Source organism: Ruegeria sp. AB11 (genome assembly GCF_056536325.1).
This window is the reverse complement of record NZ_JBQFJO010000001.1, coordinates 3553992-3570818: the sequence shown is the minus strand read 5'-3', so window position 1 is coordinate 3570818 and position 16827 is coordinate 3553992. Positions and strand designations below refer to the sequence as shown.

The window sequence follows — 16827 nt, the reverse complement described above, 5'->3', positions numbered from 1 at the left end:
TATGAGCGATATTGCAGGAACCCGTCCGGCCCTCAGATGGGTCGTACACGCCTCGGTTGTATTGCTGGTCGTACTTTGGGTATTCCCTACGCTGGGTTTGTTGATTTCGTCCTTCAGAACAGGGGATCAAATTGCCAGTAGCGGTTGGTGGCGGGCACTGTTCCCGTCTGAACAAAACCTGACTCTGCGTGCTGCTGCACCTGAAACGCAAGTTTTGCAGGATGGTCTCTATGTGATCGAAGGCAATATCTTCGATGGTGAACGGGCCTCGGACATTTCGCGATGGGGTGTGAATTCGCGCGCGATTGATGCCTTTGCTCCGGGTGAAAAAGCCGAGCTGCGTCGCGGCGGGACGATCACGGTTCAGGCCAATGGCGACTATCGCATGGAAAACACCGAAGAGTTTTCGGGTAAGCGCGGCCCCCGGGTCTTTGTGACCACAACTCTGCCACCAGAATTCACCTTCGAGAACTATGCCCATGTTCTGTTCAACGCAAATAGTTCAGACAGTATGGGCAAGGCCTTCTTTAATACTCTGACGGTAACGATCCCGGCGACGATCATCCCGATCCTTGTTGCGGCTTTTGCGGCCTATGCGCTGGCCTGGATGGATTTCCCTGGGCGGGCGCTTCTGATTGCTGCGGTGGTTGGCCTGTTGGTGGTGCCGTTGCAATTGGCACTGATCCCTTTGCTGAAGCTGCATCTCAATATCGGCATAGGCAAAGGATATCTGGGTGTCTGGATGGCCCATACCGGGTTCGGGATGCCGCTGGCGATCTATCTGTTGCGGAACTACATGGCCGGGCTGCCGCGTGATCTGATCGAGAACGCGCGGGTCGATGGTGCGACTGAGTTTCAGATATTCACCAAGCTTATCCTACCGCTCAGCTTCCCGGCACTGGCATCCTTTGCGATCTTCCAGTTCCTGTGGACATGGAACGATCTGCTGGTCGCCAAAGTGTTCCTGATCGATGCCAGTGGCCAGACCACGGTAATGACCAACCGTATCGTCGAGCTGTTGGGCACGCGGGGTGGTAACTGGGAAATCCTGGCCACGGCGGCGTTTGTCTCAATCGCGGTGCCGCTGGCCGTCTTCTTTGCAATGCAGAAATATCTGGTTCGCGGCTTGCTGGCCGGTTCCGTAAAATAAGGGCGTGTGATGAACGTGCAGACCAACGCGAGAGCATTTGAAGCAACCAAAGCGGCGTCAGACTGGTGGCGGGGCGGGGTGATCTATCAGATCTATCCGCGCAGCTTTCAGGACAGCAATGGCGACGGGATCGGAGACCTCAAGGGCATCACACAGCGGCTTGGCTATATCGCCTCACTGGGGGTTGATGCGATCTGGATATCGCCGTTCTTCAAATCTCCGATGAAGGATTTCGGTTATGACGTCAGCGACTACCGCAATGTCGATCCGATGTTCGGCACCATGGCGGATTTCAAAGAACTTTTGGATCAGGCTCATGCGCATGGGCTGAAGGTGATGATCGACCTCGTGCTTTCGCATACGTCGGATCAGCATCCATGGTTCAGTGAAAGCCGCGCCAGCCGCGAGAACCCGAAATCCGATTGGTATGTCTGGGCTGATCCCAAGCCGGACGGGACACCTCCGAATAACTGGCTTTCGATCTTTGGCGGCTCGGCCTGGCAGTGGGATGCGAGGCGTCTGCAGTATTATCTGCACAACTTCCTCACGTCACAGCCCGATCTGAATTTCCATTGCAAAGATGTTCAGGATGCCCTGCTGGATGTCGCCCGGTTCTGGTTGGATTTGGGAGTTGATGGGTTTCGTCTGGACACGATCAACTTCTATTTCCACGATGCCCAGCTGCGCGACAATCCCGGCCTGCCGATGGATCAACGCAACGCGTCAATTGCCCCGATGGTGAACCCGTATAACCATCAGGACCACCTCTTTTCCAAAAGCCAGCCCGAGAATATCGCCTTCCTAGAACGGCTGCGCGCCCTGACTGACGAATATGAAGGCCGCGCCTGTCTGGGTGAGGTCGGTGACGCACAGCGCGGGTTGGAGATCATGGGGGAATACACCAGTGGTGATAAGCGGATGCACATGTGCTATGCCTTCGAGTTCCTCGAAAAGCGGGCTTTGACGGCGGCTTACGCAAAGCAGGTTTTTGACCAGCTAGAGGACAAGGCAGGTGATGCATGGCCCTGTTGGGCCTTCTCGAACCACGACGTGCAACGCCATGCTTCGCGTTGGGGTTTGGACGATGCAGCTGTCCGGCAGCACGCCGTTCTCATGATGTGCCTTCGTGGCTCGGCCTGCCTGTATCAGGGAGAAGAACTGGGTCTTCCCGAGGCGGATGTTGCGTTCGAGGATTTGCAAGACCCCTATGGCATCGAATTCTGGCCTGAATTCAAAGGCCGTGACGGATGTCGCACACCAATGGTCTGGGCCGCGCAGGACGAACAATCCGGGTTCAGCGCGGGTCGCCCCTGGTTGCCGGTCAGTGCCACTCAAGCTGAGCGGGCGGTGGACCGGTTGGAACAAGACCCGGCGTCGATGCTACACCACTACCGCCATGCGATTGCTTTGCGTCATGCGCACTCGGCACTGATGTCCGGCAAGCAGACAGAGATGTCACAAATCGGTACGATCTTGACCTTCACCCGCGAGGATGAAGCAGAGCAGGTTTTCTGCGCCTTCAATCTGGGTGACGATCCGGTGGACGTGACACTGCCGGAAGGCGACTGGAAAGTAATCGGGGAGATGTTGGGCGGCGTTTGCGGGGAAGGCACGTTGATGCTGAACGCCGCTCAATTCTGTCTATTGGCTCGGGAAAAGAGGTAAACCATGTCGGAACTCAAGCTTACAGATGTGGCCAAATCCTATGGGCCGGTCGATGTTCTGAAACATATCGATCTCGAGATCGAGCAAGGCGAATTGATTGTCTTCGTCGGCCCATCAGGTTGCGGCAAGTCTACTCTGCTGCGGATGATCGCGGGCCTTGAAAAGATCACGGGCGGAACGCTTGAGATCGAAGGGCAGGTGGTCAATGACGTACCGCCCGCACAGCGAGGCATCGCGATGGTGTTCCAGTCCTATGCGCTTTATCCGCATATGACGGTGCGCGAAAACATGGCCTTCGCGCTCAAGATCGCCAAGTTGCCCAGTGCCGAGGTCGATGCCGCAGTGGAGCGTGCGGCGCAGATCTTGCAGCTTGAGCCCTTGTTAGATCGCCTGCCCAAGGCGTTGTCCGGCGGTCAGCGCCAACGCGTAGCCATCGGTCGTGCCATCGTTCGCGATCCGAAGGTCTATCTGTTTGACGAGCCGCTTTCGAACTTGGATGCCGCTCTACGTGTGGCCACGCGGATCGAGATCGCTCGGCTGAAAGAAGCGATGCCTGACAGCACGATGATCTACGTTACCCACGATCAGGTCGAGGCGATGACGCTCGCCAGCCGCATCGTCGTTCTGGCCAACAAAGGAATTGCGCAGGTTGGTACTCCGCTGGAATTGTATGAGACGCCTGACAATGAATTCGTCGCGCAGTTCATTGGCTCGCCTGCAATGAACCTGTTGCCGGGTACTATCACTTCGACCGGAGAGACGACGACCGTAACACTGGACGACGGCGGTGTTGCGGTCTCATCCATCCAAACAGAGGCAGCGGATGAAGGCAAACAGGTCAATATCGGCGTTCGGCCCGAAGATCTGGAGATGACAGAGGCCGGCGCAATCTACTCAGGTGTTGTGGATTTCACCGAAGCTCTGGGTGAGGTTACATTGCTTTACTTTGCAGCGCCCGAGGGACGAGAGGCAGTGATCGCTAAACTGCCGGGAGTTCAGCGCAATCTGCGAGGGCAAAACGTATCCGTCACTGCCCCTCCGGAAAAGGTGCACCTGTTCCACAACGGACAATCGATGCGTCGCTAACTGCACGCGGTCGGATGGGGCTTGGCCCAGTCAGGTAAGATTCAATTCGCCTGGCGTGATCGTGACTTAAGATTTGAGTTTGTCTGGTGCTTGAAACCTCGGTTCTCAGCGGCGCATCAAGTTGCCAATTCAACTCCGCGTCCTCACATGCTGGACCGAACGAGCACGATTTCTCTCTCCGGTGCCATTTCGACCGGCCGCTCGACGGATTCAAAGATCAGAGCTGTGATTAGATATTGACCGGACGTGTCAGCGAGCTTTCGCGCATTGGGGTGCGTTGCACTCTAATCTACAGTGACTGAGGACTGGTACACACTGCGTGCCAGGCATAGATTTTGCCCCTAGGTTTCATTGGTTTTCGTGAATTCGTGGCTGGAGTGGCAGGGTCTATTGTCAACATATTGAAATTTAACAATATAAAGGAATTTTGCTCAATTGGCAGTGCTCGTAAGTCGGTTTGAGTCGAGTTTCGTGTCGCACATTTCTGCTTTTGATCACTTTGGTATTTGGTGCCTTGTCGGTCATTCGATGTTTTGCGGGATCGGAGGGAAGCAGGCTGTGGCTGTAACAGTATTTTTCGAAAGCCGAGTGTCTGAGGCGGACATTGCCGTTCCATCCTAAAACAACAATATGTGTCCGCGACCCATTGATCGAAGTAACGCGAAGTTAGTGCGACAATGAATTGGTCGCGACATACTCAGCTAATACTGCTCGGCTACCACGCTGCCAGATCTTGGTTAGCCACGAGGCAAAGGCGTTGGAAAATTGTGTGCCGCGGTCAAAGTCACCGCTGTACAGACGTTGTTCGAGCCACAGTCCTGGATCGGTTCTGGCAGCCAACGCGGTTTCACATAGATTTTCCCAAAGGGGATCATTCGGGGCGATTTCGGAACCGTCTTCACGAACCCCCGCACACATCCGGCACCAGAATGCTTCGGCCAGCGCAAGCCCGATTACTGAAGAGCCCGATGCAAGTGCATCGCGTAGCGATGGCAGTAGAAATCCCGGATGCCGCGCCGATCCGTCGAACGCGACCCTGCGCGTTGTGTCATGAATCGCTGTGTTTGCAAATCGCCTCTCAACCAACTCAAGGTACTCTTTCGCTGTCGTTTCGGGGACAGCTTCGACATGTGGCAGAATCTCTTCGGTCTGAACCGTTCTGAAGAATGCCAGGATGTCCGGATCCTGCATGCAGGATGAAATCGTCGGGACATTCAAAATTTCCCCAACGTTTGCGAGAAGTTGGTGGCCTCCGTTCAAAATGCGGAGTTTCATTGACTCATAGCTGTGAACATTCTGGGTCAGCGTTACCCCGACCTGCTCGAGGGGTGGTCGCCCGGCGCAGAATTCATCCTCGATCACCCATTGACGAAAGTTCTCGTGCGAGACAGGAGCGCGGTCATCCACACCAAGGATTTGGCATTGCGATACCATCTCGTCAGTCGTTGCTGGCACGATGCAATCTACCATCGAGTTGGGAAACGCGCTGTTTTGATCAATCCAGTTGGCCAGATCAGGATCAGACATGCGCGCCAAGCCAACTACGCAGTTTCGCAGGATTGTGCCGTTGCCCAGAAGGTTGTCGCAGCTTAGCGCGGTGAAGGGTTTGAGGCCATTTGCTCGGCGCTGTTTGAGTGCCGCGACTATGGAGCCAAAGGCCGTTCGGGGCAGGTTGGGGTTTGCGGCATCGTAGCGGATATCTTGGTGATCGGTGTTAAGCGCACCGGTATTGGAGATGAGATAGTACCCGCCTTCGGTAACTGTGAGAGAAACAATACGAATGGCAGGGTCGGCCATCTTCCGGATTAAGGCAACATTACCTGCCTCAATCGGTAAATAGTCAACCATCGGACCAATGACTTCGGCGGATGTCCTTGTGGGGTCTAGTTCAATCAACGTGGTCAGACAGTCCTGTGCCAGCAGGCGTTCTCTCATCTCCGCATCGTAGTTTCGCATGCCGGCCCCGATGATCGCCCAATCATGGGCTTGGCCTTGCTGCATTAACTGGTGAATGTACCACGCTTGATGCGCACGGTGAAAATTACCAAGCCCGATATGGACGATGCCCGGCGTCAGGTCCGACCGCTGATAGGCAGGGTGCCTGACGTTATCGGGCAGGTCTGCAAGGCTGTCGAGTCGCAGTCGCACCGGAGTTTTTGCATTCGCTGCAGGATCCATCAGCTCATCCAGTTTCCGCCGTCTACATTGTAGGTTTGTGCGACGATGTAATTGGCATCGTCAGAAGCCAGGAATACCGCCATCCCGGTCAGGTCATCTGCCCGGCCCATGCGACCATAAGGGACGGTTGCGGCGACTTCGCGTTTCTTTTGGCCGGGGGGTTTGCCTTCGTGTTTTGCGAAGAACGCATCTACGCCGTCCCAGTGTTCGCCATCGACGACACCAGGGGCAATCGCGTTCACGTTGATACCGTGAGATATCAGGTTCAGCCCCGCCGATTGAGTCAGAGAAATGATTGCCGCCTTGCTGGCGCAGTAGATAGCGACCAAAGGTTCACCTCTTCGCCCGGCCTGTGACGCCATATTGATGATCCGGCCTCTGGTCCCTTTTTCAATCATGTGGCGCGCGACGGCTTGCATGGTGAACAAGGTGCCAGCAACGTTGATGTCAAAAACGCGGTCATAATCCATGCGCTCGATCTCAACGATTGGTGCGGCGGTGAAGATGGCTGCGTTGTTTATCAAGATATCAATGAGACCGAAATGGGCAGCTGTTTTTGCCACCGCCTCATCTATGCTCTGCTGGTTGGTCACATCCATCTCGATAGCCAAAGCAGCCTCACCGATCTCAGAAGCTGCGTCTCTCGCGCGCTGGATGTCGATGTCGGCGATGGCAACACGCGCGCCCTCGGTGACGTAAGCTTTGGCAAAGGCCAATCCGATGCCACGCGCAGCCCCGGTGATCAGGGCGGTTTTGCCAGCCAAGCGTGTCATTCGATCCGCAAGCCTTTCGCGTCGAACCGGTGGATTACGTCAGCCCGCGGTGTCATATGAATGCGATCCCCGTGGCGGAAGCCCACTTCGCCATCTGCACGGACTGTGATTGTCTCAGCCAGGCCGGTCTCGTGGACGTGAAAGAAGGTGTCCGAACCAAGGTGCTCAGAGACGCTGACCACTCCTGACCATTCACCTTCGGTTTCGGAAACGGTGATGTGTTCAGGACGGATGCCGATGGTTTGAGCGCCGTGCTTTGCCGCCTCGGGGCCTTCGATGAAGTTCATTTTAGGCGAGCCGATGAACCCTGCAACAAACAGGTTGCGCGGCGTCCGGTACAGCTCAAGCGGGCTGCCGACCTGTTCGATCACACCGGCCTGAAGAACGACGATCTTGTCGGCCATTGTCATCGCCTCAACCTGATCGTGGGTCACGTAGATCATCGTGGTCGCCAGGCGTTCGTGAAGTTCGCTGATCTCCAACCGCATGCCAACGCGCAAGGCTGCGTCGAGGTTCGAGAGAGGTTCATCGAACAGGAACGCGGCGGGTTCGCGTACGATAGCCCGGCCTATAGCAACGCGCTGACGCTGCCCACCCGACAATTGCCCCGGGCGCCGGTCCAGATAATCGGTCAGGTTTAGGACGCTCGCGGCACCTTCAACACGTTTGTCGATTTCGGCCTGATCCAGCTTGGCCATGCGCAGGGGAAAGGCGATGTTTTTGCGCACCGTCATATGCGGGTACAGAGCATAAGACTGGAACACCATGGCCAGACCACGTTTGGCGGGCGGCACGTCTGTTGCATCCGCGCCATCAATGTCGATGGAGCCCGACGTGATATCCTCCAGCCCTGCAATGAGCCGCAGCAGAGTGGACTTGCCGCAACCCGAGGGGCCGACGAAGACGGTGAATTCTCCGTCTCCTATGGTCAAGTCCAGCGGTGGAATGACCTCAACGTCGCCGAAGCTTTTGGTCACTGACTTGAGTTGAATACGTCCCATAAGTCGTCTTCCTTATTTCACAGCGCCGAAAGTCAGGCCGCGGACAAGTTGTTTCTGGCTGAACCAGCCAAGAATGAGGATTGGTGCAATCGCCATGGTCGATGCCGCGCTGAGCTTGGCGAAGAACAGGCCTTCGGGGCTGGAATAGCTGGCGATGAAGGCGGTCAGCGGGGCCGCGTCAACGGCCGTCAGGTTGAGCGTCCAAAACGCCTCATTCCATGCAAGGATAAAGTTCAGCAAAACCGTCGAGGCGATGCCGGGCACGGCCATCGGCGTCAGCACATAGAGGATTTCCTCTTTCAGCGTGGCACCATCCATCCGGGCGGCCTCCAGAATCTCACCGGGAATTTCACGGAAATAGGTGTAAAGCATCCAGACGATGATCGGCAGGTTGATCAGCATCAGCACCACGACCAGCCCCCCGCGCGTGTCCAGTAGACCCAACCGGATGAACAGCAGATAGATCGGGTACAGCACGCCCACTGCAGGTAGCATCTTGGTGGACAGCATCCACAGCAGGATGTCCTTGGTCCGCTTGGACGGGACGAAAGCCATCGCCCAGGCTGCGGGGACTGCGATGATCACGCCAAGAATGGTTGATCCACCTGCGATGATCACCGAATTCCACAGGAACCGCATGTAGTCGGAACGTTCCTGTACGATGGCATAGTTCTCTAGCGTCCAATCGAAGTTCAGAAACAGCGGGGGGCTTGCGATGGCCTGCGCTTCGGTCTTGAAGCTGGTCAGGATCGTCCAGAGGATCGGGAAAAAGATCAGCAGACCAACGGCCCAGGCAAGGGCGGTGTTCAGCGATTTGCGACGGGTTGTGACGGCGCGGGCCATGGTCGTTCCTCCTCACGCGTCCAGGTTTTTGCCGACGATGCGCATCAGAAAGATGGCGACGATGTTGGCAAGGATGATGGCGTAGACACCTCCGGCTGATCCAAGGCCGACATTCTGGCTTTCCAGCACGCGCTGGAAGATCAGGTAGGTGAGGGTGCGGGTGCCGAATGCACCGCCGGTGGTCACGAAGATCTCGGCGAAGATCGACAGAAGAAAGATCGTCTGGATCAGGATCACGATGGTTATCGCGCGGCTGAGGTGCGGCAGAACGATGTGATAGAACCGCTTCAGCACCGGGGCACCATCCATTTCGGCTGCTTCGAGCTGCTCACTGTCCAGCGACTGAATTGCGGTCAGCAGGATCAGCGTCGCGAAGGGCAGCCACTGCCATGAGACGATCATGATAATCGACGTCATCGACGCCTCGGAGAGCCATGAGATTGGCTCGGCCCCGAAAAAGCGCCACAGGTGTGCGAGCAAGCCATTGACCGGGTCCATGAACATGTTCTTCCAGACCAGCGCGGACACGGTGGGCATGACGAAGAACGGTGCGATTACGAGGATGCGGACAACGCCCTGACCCCACATGGGCTGGTCCAGCAGCATCGCCAGAAGGATGCCCAGCACCACTGTGATCACCAGCACACCGCCTACGATCACCAGCGTCGCCTGCACAGCGGGCCAGAAGGAGCTGGACGAGACGAACCGGACATAGTTGTCGAACCCGACCCAGCCCAGATCCCCACCGCGCAGCGGTAGGTATTTCTTGAAGGAAAAATACAGCGTCATCGTCAGCGGCACGAGCATCCAGCCAAGTAGCAGGACCACTGCAGGTGCCATCATCAGGCGAGCAACGGATCGGGAATGTTGAGTAGCCATAACGCAAACCCTCTCTGTTCAGGCGTAACCCAGCCTGCGAGAAAAACGCGAGTTGTGGAAGGGCGGAGCGGGGGGCAGACCTCTGCCCGCCCGCGGGGAGGGATGCCTCAGTAACCTGCGGCTTCCATTTCTTCTGCGGTGAAGGCCTGCGCTTTGGCCAGCGCTTCATCCACGGATTGCTGTCCGGCATAGACTGCCGAGAACTCCTGGCTTACCTGCGTGGCGATACCTGCAAATTCCGGGATCGCGACGAACTGGATGCCAACATAGGGCGTCGGTTGCGCGCAGCAGTTATCCGGGTCGGCTGCAAGAATCGAATCCAGCGTTTTCTGGGCGAAAGGAACCTTCTGGTATTCGGGGTTCTCATACAGCGAAGTTCGCGCGCCCGGAGGCACATTGGCCCAGCCTTCGTTCTCGGCCACCAGTTCGATGTAATCCTTGGATGTGGCCCATTCGATGAACTGCTTGGCTGCATCTTCTTGCTGCGTGCCCGCAGGGATGGCCAGAGCCCAAGCCCAGAGCCAATTGGCGCGTTTGTCGACACCTTCAGAGTTTGGTGCCAGCGCAAAGCCAACCTGATCGGCCACGGTCGAGTCGTCCGGGTTCGTCACGAAGGACGCCGCAACAGTGGCGTCGATCCACATGCCGCACTTGCCCTGCTGGAACAGTGACAGGTTTTCGTTGAAGCCGTTGGTTGCATACCCTGCAGGGCCTGACTCGTTCATCATATCGACAAAGAAGGTCAGAGCCTCTTTCCACTGAGGCTGATCGAACTGCGGTTTCCATTCTTCGTCGAACCAACGGGCGCCAAAGGAATTCCCGGTCACTGTGATGAAGGCACCACCTTCGCCCCAACCAGCTTTACCGCGCAGGCAGATACCGTTGATGTCGTTGTCCCGGTCAGTCATCGCCGCAGCGGCTTCGCGGATGAACTGCCATGTAGGCGCGTCGGGCATCTCAAGCCCGGCCTTTTCCATCAGGTCGGTACGATACATTACCATCGAACTTTCGCCGTAGAACGGGGCGGCATAGAGCGTGCCGTCATTGCTGAGCCCGTTGCGCATGGCAGGCAAGATGTCGTCCACATCATATTCAGCAGACAGACCATCCAGCGGCACCAGCCAACCATTCGCCCCCCAGATCGGTGTCTCGTACATACCAATGGTCATGATATCGAACTGACCGCCTTTGGTGGTGATGTCGGTGGTGACGCGCTGACGCAGCACGTTTTCCTCCAGTGTCACCCACTCAACATCAATGCCGGTCGCTTCGGTAAATTTGTCGGTGTAGCCCTGCATCCGGATCATGTCGCCATTATTCACTGTGGCGATCGTGATGGATTGCGCGTGGGCTGCTGCCGTGGCGACGAATGTCAATGCAGTCGCCGCGCGAAGTGCGTGCTTCAGATACATCCCTGTCCTCCCTGAGCTTGGATGTCGTGCAGGGAGCGTAGAGTGAAAGTTGTCGCGCAGTCAATAAAAACTTTACGCGCGTTAAGATTGTGGCTTATGCAGAGTCCCTTAAAACAAGTCGAGCGGGGAAAAGTGTCTCAGTTCGCGATTCAAATTTCCCACCGTTTTCAATAATTTCGAACAAAGTCTCGACGCTTCGGCTGGCCACGTTGTCATAGTCGTGTGCGGCTGTTGTGAGAGAAGGGCAGGTAAACTTTGCGAACGGATGATCGTCATTTGAGGCCACGCGCAGCGTGCAGCCCTCCTTCCGACCGACCCGAATCCCCTGTTCATAGCAGGCCGCAAGAAAGCCAATAGCCAGCCGGTCATTGCTGCACAGAACGGAGTTCGTTCTCAATTCACGCTCTTCAAGAACTTTCAGCGCGCCTCTGTGCCCAATCTCTTCGAAAGCCCATCCTTTCCCGTCGACTTTGATGATATGCGGCTCGAACCCGTGGCGCTCCATCATGGCGACATAAGCCTTCCTTCGTTTGTTGGCGTTTGGGTTCGCGGGTGTGCGCATTTCAAAAAATGATGGAGGCTCGCCCGTCCGGGTCATGTATTCAACGGTCTGTGACACAAAGCTGAAATTGTCCGATCCGATAAACGCGGCACCCAGCCCATCAAGGTTACTGTCAAACAGAACAGTCGGTACGTTGGCGCAGAACTTCTCAATCGCCGATCGGTCTGAAATCCGGCCCAGGGGTGCCAACAAAACTCCGGCGGGCTTCATGGATTGCAGCCCATCCAGAATTTCGTTTTCCAGCTTTTGTTCTCCGTGGGCGCTAAAGAGGGAAGGGCGATAGCCTGCCGCAATACAGCTTTGCTCCAGATAGCGCGCGATTTCGGCAAAGAACGGATCGGCCAGATAGGGCACGACGATGCCGATATTCTTGGTCAGCTTCCGGTTCTGGTTTACAGCATAGATATTCGGGCGATAGTCAAACCGTTCGAGCGCCTCTTCGATACGCGCCCTTGTCGTTGGGCGAACGCTGTCGGGATCGTGGAAGTATTTGGATACCGTGGGCCGCGAGATGCCGCTGAGGGCCGCGAACTCTTCCATATTCTTAATCTTGGTCATGCCAGTCTGCCTGCGGATCATAGCCGTCTTGATCTTATCCTATTTTTACATATTCTTTACGCGCGACAAAAAATCAAGAGTCAGACAAGTTCCGGACGTTTGTGCAGGTCGACGGATAAAAATGTATCTCGGGATTGATATCGGAACGTCGGCGGTCAAGATTGTCTGCGCGGATACTGATCGTATTCTTGCGATATCTTCTGCAGGGATCGAGACGTCCTCGCCACAACCCGGTTGGTCAGAGCAGAACCCAGAACTTTGGTGGCAGGCGACGCGTGACGCGTTGAAGCAGCTTGCAGAGCAAATCCCACTGTCAGAGGCGAAGGCCATCGATTTGTCCGGACAGATGCACGGGGCCGTTTTGCTGGACCGTACGCTGTGCCCAATCCGCCCGGCAATCCTGTGGAATGACAGCAGGACCGCAATCGAATGCGATGAACTGCGCGTAGCGCTGCCGCAGATTGGTCATATCGCGGGTGTTCTTCCGTTGCCCGGTTTTACTGCCCCCAAAATTTCATGGCTGAAACAGAATGAACCCGGTCACTATGCCCAGCTTGCCCATATCCTGCTGCCCAAGGACTACATCGGTCCACGCCTGCATGGTGAACTGGCAACCGATGCGTCCGATGCTGCGGGAACAATGTGGCTCGATCAGGCATCGCGCAACTGGCATATCGGGATCGCGGAAGCCACTGGTGTAGCGCTCGACTGGCTGCCGCAAGTGTTTGACGGCCACAGTGTGGTTGGGACTGTGACGTCACAGGCTGCAGAAGCGACCGGGTTGAAGCCTGGCGTGCCCGTTGTGGCCGGAGGAGGGGATGCGGCGATTGGGGCGATATCTCTTGGTGCGACGGAACCGGGACGGGGCTTCGTCTCCCTTGGGACGTCGGAGTAGTTGATCGTGGCGGATCGTAAGTAAAAGCCCAACCCCGAACGCTATGTGCACGCTTTTCCAACTGGACAAGTCGCGATTCATTCCGGACAGCACATGTAGGGAAAATGTGGCTGGGGTGGTAGGATTTTTGTCAACATATTGAAAATTAACAAAATAAAGGAAATGTGGTCAATGGGTAGTGTTCAGAAATTGGTTTGTGTCCAATATTGTGCCTCACTTTTCTGTTTTTTGACTTTTTGGTCGTTAGCGAGTTCGCTGGTCATACGACTGGCGCGGTATCGGGCGGAAAGCAGACGTTAGCTGCGTCTGCAAACAGTAGGAGTCGTCGAGGAGAAGCAGAAATTTAGTCTGTGCCATGGCAGCCAAATTAGTTGGACTAACAGAAGGACATGCATGGTCGAGATTTCGTGACATCCGTTAGACTGCAAGCAGGCGGGTCCTGTGCAGCGTCGACGCGCCGCTATTATAGCTGCCGATGTCGTCGAGTATTCGTCGTTGATGGGCAGCGACGAAGCAAGGGTATTTCCGTTCTCTAAGCTCTGCGTTCAGAGATTTGGATCCCGCAATTGCAAAACATCAAGGGCGACTCGTCAAGTTGACGCGGAATGGTGCTCTTGTCGAATTTACTTCGGTTGTCGCTGCCGTAACCTGTGGCGTCGAGATACATCGGGCAATGGCTGAGGTTCCACTATCCAGCGATGACATCCTGTCGCTGTACGCCCAGCCCCTCAATCCCCAGTTCCATTGTATCGCCTGGCTTCAGATAAGTCTGAGGTTCTTGCCCCATACCCACGCCAGGCGGTGTTCCTGTCGAAATCACGTCCCCGGGTTGCAGCGACATAAACTGCGACAGATGCGATATGACGGTTGCCACCCCAAAATGCATCGTTTTGGTTGACCCATCCTGATAGCGGTGCCCGTTTACCTTAAGATACATGGGCAGGTTTTGCGGGTCTGGAACCTCGTCTCTTGTCACCAGCCAGGGGCCGATTGGGCCAAACGTATCGGCGGACTTTCCCTTGACCCATTGGCCCGAGCGGTGAAGTTGAAAGTCACGCTCTGACAGGTCGTTTACTACGCAATATCCGGCGACATGATCCATGGCTTCGGCCTCAGATACGTATTTGGCCTCTTTGCCTATGACAACGCCGAGCTCTACCTCCCAGTCGGTTTTGACCGACCCGCGCGGGATTTCGACCGTGTCGTTGGGACCGATGATGGCCGAGGTGGCTTTGAAGAAAATCACTGGCTCAGCAGGTAGGTCCATGCCGCTTTCCGCCGCGTGATCCGCATAGTTCAGGCCTATGCAGATGAATTTTCCGACATTGCCAACGCAAGGACCAATGCGTTGATCTCCATCTACCACTGGCAGGCTGTCCACATCTGTTGCCCGCAGTTTCTCAAGAACGGCGTCTCCAAGCGTGTCGCCCGAGATGTCATCGACAACACCGGAAAGGTCACGAACTGAGCCGTCCGACGACAAAATACCGGGTTTTTCAGCGCCCTTGGCGCCATAACGTAGCAGTTTCATTGTAAGGTTCCTTCCTGCTCAGATCGTCCAGCCGCCATCAATGGCAAAAGGCTGACCCGATGTGAATTTGCTTGCATCACTGGCCAAATACAGAGCCAGTTCTGCGATTTCTTCCGTTGTACCAATACGACCCATCGGTTGACGGGCAATGAAATCTGTCATTGCTTGTTCATAGTCACCAGTGGCGCGCAGCCTGTCATGCAAGCTGGGGCTGTCGACGGTTCCGGGACAAATCGCGTTGCATCGGATGCCTTGAGTTACGAAATCGGCCGCGACGGATTTGGTCAGGCCAATGACCGCTGCCTTTGATGCGCAATATGCAAATCGGTTCGGCACGCCCTTCATGGATGATGCGACCGACGACATGTTGATGATTGATCCACCGCCTGCTTCCAGCATTCCCGGAAGGGTCAGGCGGATCAGTCTGAACATGGCTTTGACGTTGAGGCCGAAACTGAAGTCCCAGTCGTTTTCGCTGCACTCAAGGATTGAGCCTCCCGCAACATAGCCCGCACAGTTAAACAGAACGTCCAGTTTCGGCAGGTCGACCACAGCGGCGGTCACAGCCTCATTGTCTGTTACGTCCAGCTTGAGCGGCTCGATACCCGCGATACCGCCTAATTCTGCAAGCGAAACATCGTTGATGTCGCTGGCGATCACGCGTGCGCCTTCGGCTACAAACAATTCAGCGGTTGCTCGGCCAATGCCTTGCCCGGCAGCTGTGATCAGAGCGGTTTTGCCCGCAAGCCGGTTGGATGGTTCGAATGTCGTCATTGGTTGCCTCACAGTTTCTCGGGCAAAAGGTCGGTTGGAATGTCCTGATAGCAAACCGGCCGCAAGAAACGGCGGATCGACAATGTGCCCACGGATGTTGCGCCAAAGTTGGTTGAGGCGGGGTAGGGACCGCCGTGAACCATGCTGTCGCACACTTCAACGCCGGTCGGGAAACTGTTGGCCAGTAGGCGCCCCGCCTTTCGTTCAAGCAGCGGAAGCAGCGCCTGAGCCTCTGGTTTGTCGCGTGCGTCCAGATGCAGGGTACAGGTTAGCTGCCCTTCGATGGCGCGCGCGATCTGTTGCATTTGTGAGGCGTCTTTCACGCGAACGATAATACCCAACGGTCCGAAAACCTCTTCCTGCAGCTTGTGATCGGCCAGCCAGTCATCGCCGGAAACTGCGAACAGGTAAGGCGCGGCATCGCGTGTCTCGCAACTGGTGCCCATGATCTTGGAAACACCTGTTCCCGCGGCGACGCGCGAAACGCCGTCCCGATACGCCGCCGCAATCCCATCGGTCAGCATAGTCTGTTCGGCTACGGCGGATAGGCCGACCTCAGCTGCCGCCTGAAATGCATCGGCGTTGGGTCCGTCAATGATCACGGTAATGCCGGGATTGGTGCAGAACTGACCGGTGCCCATCGTTAGCGAAGTCGCCCAGCCCGCGCCAATCTCAGCCCCGCGCGTGGCTGCAGCTTGCGGCAAGATAAACATTGGATTGACCGAGCCCAGCTCGCCAAAGAACGGAATGGGTTCGTCCCGCTGCGCGCACAGGTCAAATAGGGCCCGCCCGCCCGCCAGACTGCCGGTAAAACCCACCGCCCGGATCAGAGAATGTTGCACCAGACGCGTGCCCACGTCCCGTTTGCCGCCCTGGACCAGTGAAAAAACTCCGGGATGAGTTCCAGTCGCCTTGATGGCGGCATCGATGGCCTGCGCCACGATCTCGCCCGTGCCGGGATGGGCCGAATGGCCTTTGACGACGACGGGACATCCCGCGGCCAGTGCCGCCGCGGTATCGCCCCCGGCAACCGAGAAAGCCAACGGGAAATTTGACGCGCCGAACACCGCAATGGGACCCAGCGGGCGCTGGATCATGCGCAAGTTGGGGCGGGGCAGGGGTGCGCGATCCGGTATAGCCGGGTCGTAGCGCATGTCCAGATAATCACCCGCTTCGATGTGATCGGCAAAGAGGCGCAGCTGGCCGACCGTACGGCCACGTTCCCCCTGCAGGCGCGCCTCGGGCAAGCCGGTTTCCTGAGTGCCAATCTCAGTGATGTCATCCCCGCGCGCGTCAATCTCTTCCGCGATTTTACGCAGCAGCGTGGCGCGCTCGGCGCGCGAGGACCACCCGAAAGTGGCAAACGCTGCCTCGGCCGCTTCTACTGCGTTATCGACCAATGTCGCTGTCCCCACAAAAAAGTTATGGCTTGGTCCATGCGCAGGATCGGATGCAAAAGTCGCATCTGCGCCGACCCATTCGCCGGCGATCAGGTGTTTTCCAGTCAACATATTCGTTCT

14 protein-coding genes are annotated in these 16827 nt (G+C 56.5%); 4 read left to right on the top strand and 10 right to left on the bottom strand.

Annotated features, from left to right (window positions below):
* Position 1 precedes the first annotated feature (1 nt).
* From ACR3EJ_RS17825 to ACR3EJ_RS17815, 3 genes are read left to right on the top strand one after another with little or no spacing between them, the layout of a single operon-like run.
* Positions 2-1150: a carbohydrate ABC transporter permease gene (locus ACR3EJ_RS17825; RefSeq protein WP_010443334.1), complete on the top strand. Its 1149-nt coding sequence runs from the start codon at positions 2-4 to the stop codon at positions 1148-1150.
* Positions 1151-1159: 9 nt separating this feature from the next.
* On the top strand, positions 1160-2815 hold the full coding sequence (locus ACR3EJ_RS17820) for an alpha-glucosidase (RefSeq protein ID WP_170543165.1): 1656 nt from the start codon (positions 1160-1162) through the stop codon (positions 2813-2815).
* A gap of 3 nt (positions 2816-2818) precedes the next feature.
* Positions 2819-3901, top strand: a complete 1083-nt coding sequence (locus ACR3EJ_RS17815; RefSeq protein ID WP_170543167.1) for an ABC transporter ATP-binding protein — start codon at positions 2819-2821, stop codon at positions 3899-3901.
* A 666-nt stretch (positions 3902-4567) separates the two neighbouring features.
* Here the strand turns inward: ACR3EJ_RS17815 and ACR3EJ_RS17810 are convergent.
* The 7 genes from ACR3EJ_RS17810 to ACR3EJ_RS17780 all read right to left on the bottom strand — a co-directional run bounded on the left by ACR3EJ_RS17810 (position 4568) and on the right by ACR3EJ_RS17780 (position 12107).
* Positions 4568-6079 carry a mannitol dehydrogenase family protein gene (locus ACR3EJ_RS17810; RefSeq protein WP_170543168.1) on the bottom strand — a complete coding sequence of 504 codons (1512 nt, stop codon included), beginning with the start codon at positions 6077-6079 and terminating at the stop codon, positions 4568-4570.
* Entirely contained in the window at positions 6079-6852 is a 774-nt protein-coding gene (locus ACR3EJ_RS17805) for an L-iditol 2-dehydrogenase (RefSeq protein ID WP_170543170.1), read from the bottom strand. Before ACR3EJ_RS17805 ends, ACR3EJ_RS17810 begins: the two co-directional genes overlap by 1 nt.
* A complete protein-coding gene (locus ACR3EJ_RS17800) occupies positions 6849-7853 on the bottom strand; it encodes an ABC transporter ATP-binding protein (RefSeq protein ID WP_170543172.1) in 1005 nt (334 codons plus the stop codon). The genes ACR3EJ_RS17805 and ACR3EJ_RS17800 overlap by 4 nt, the downstream gene beginning before the upstream one ends.
* A 12-nt stretch (positions 7854-7865) precedes the next feature.
* Positions 7866-8696, bottom strand: a complete 831-nt coding sequence (locus ACR3EJ_RS17795; protein WP_170543174.1) for a carbohydrate ABC transporter permease — start codon at positions 8694-8696, stop codon at positions 7866-7868.
* A gap of 12 nt (positions 8697-8708) precedes the next feature.
* Positions 8709-9575, bottom strand: coding sequence for a carbohydrate ABC transporter permease (locus ACR3EJ_RS17790; protein ID WP_010443327.1), 867 nt, complete (start codon positions 9573-9575; stop codon positions 8709-8711).
* A 107-nt stretch (positions 9576-9682) separates the two neighbouring features.
* A complete protein-coding gene (locus ACR3EJ_RS17785; RefSeq protein ID WP_170543176.1) occupies positions 9683-10987 on the bottom strand; it encodes an ABC transporter substrate-binding protein in 1305 nt (434 codons plus the stop codon).
* Between the two features lie 94 nt (positions 10988-11081).
* Complete coding sequence (locus ACR3EJ_RS17780; protein ID WP_170543178.1) at positions 11082-12107, bottom strand: LacI family DNA-binding transcriptional regulator; 1026 nt, start codon at positions 12105-12107, stop codon at positions 11082-11084.
* A 121-nt stretch (positions 12108-12228) separates the two neighbouring features.
* Here ACR3EJ_RS17780 and ACR3EJ_RS17775 point away from each other — a divergent pair, with 121 nt between their 5' ends.
* Positions 12229-13002, top strand: coding sequence for an FGGY family carbohydrate kinase (locus tag ACR3EJ_RS17775; RefSeq protein ID WP_170543180.1), 774 nt, complete (start codon positions 12229-12231; stop codon positions 13000-13002).
* Between the two features lie 688 nt (positions 13003-13690).
* Here ACR3EJ_RS17775 and ACR3EJ_RS17770 read toward each other — a convergent pair.
* From ACR3EJ_RS17770 to ACR3EJ_RS17760, 3 genes are read right to left on the bottom strand one after another with little or no spacing between them, the layout of a single operon-like run.
* The gene (locus ACR3EJ_RS17770; protein WP_170543182.1) at positions 13691-14533 is read right to left on the bottom strand and encodes a fumarylacetoacetate hydrolase family protein; all 843 of its coding nucleotides are present in this window, start codon (positions 14531-14533) and stop codon (positions 13691-13693) included.
* Positions 14534-14551: 18 nt separating this feature from the next.
* The gene (locus ACR3EJ_RS17765; RefSeq protein WP_170543183.1) at positions 14552-15307 is read right to left on the bottom strand and encodes an SDR family oxidoreductase; all 756 of its coding nucleotides are present in this window, start codon (positions 15305-15307) and stop codon (positions 14552-14554) included.
* A gap of 8 nt (positions 15308-15315) precedes the next feature.
* Positions 15316-16818, bottom strand: a complete 1503-nt coding sequence (locus ACR3EJ_RS17760) for an aldehyde dehydrogenase (NADP(+)) (protein ID WP_170543185.1) — start codon at positions 16816-16818, stop codon at positions 15316-15318.
* Positions 16819-16827 lie beyond the last annotated feature (9 nt).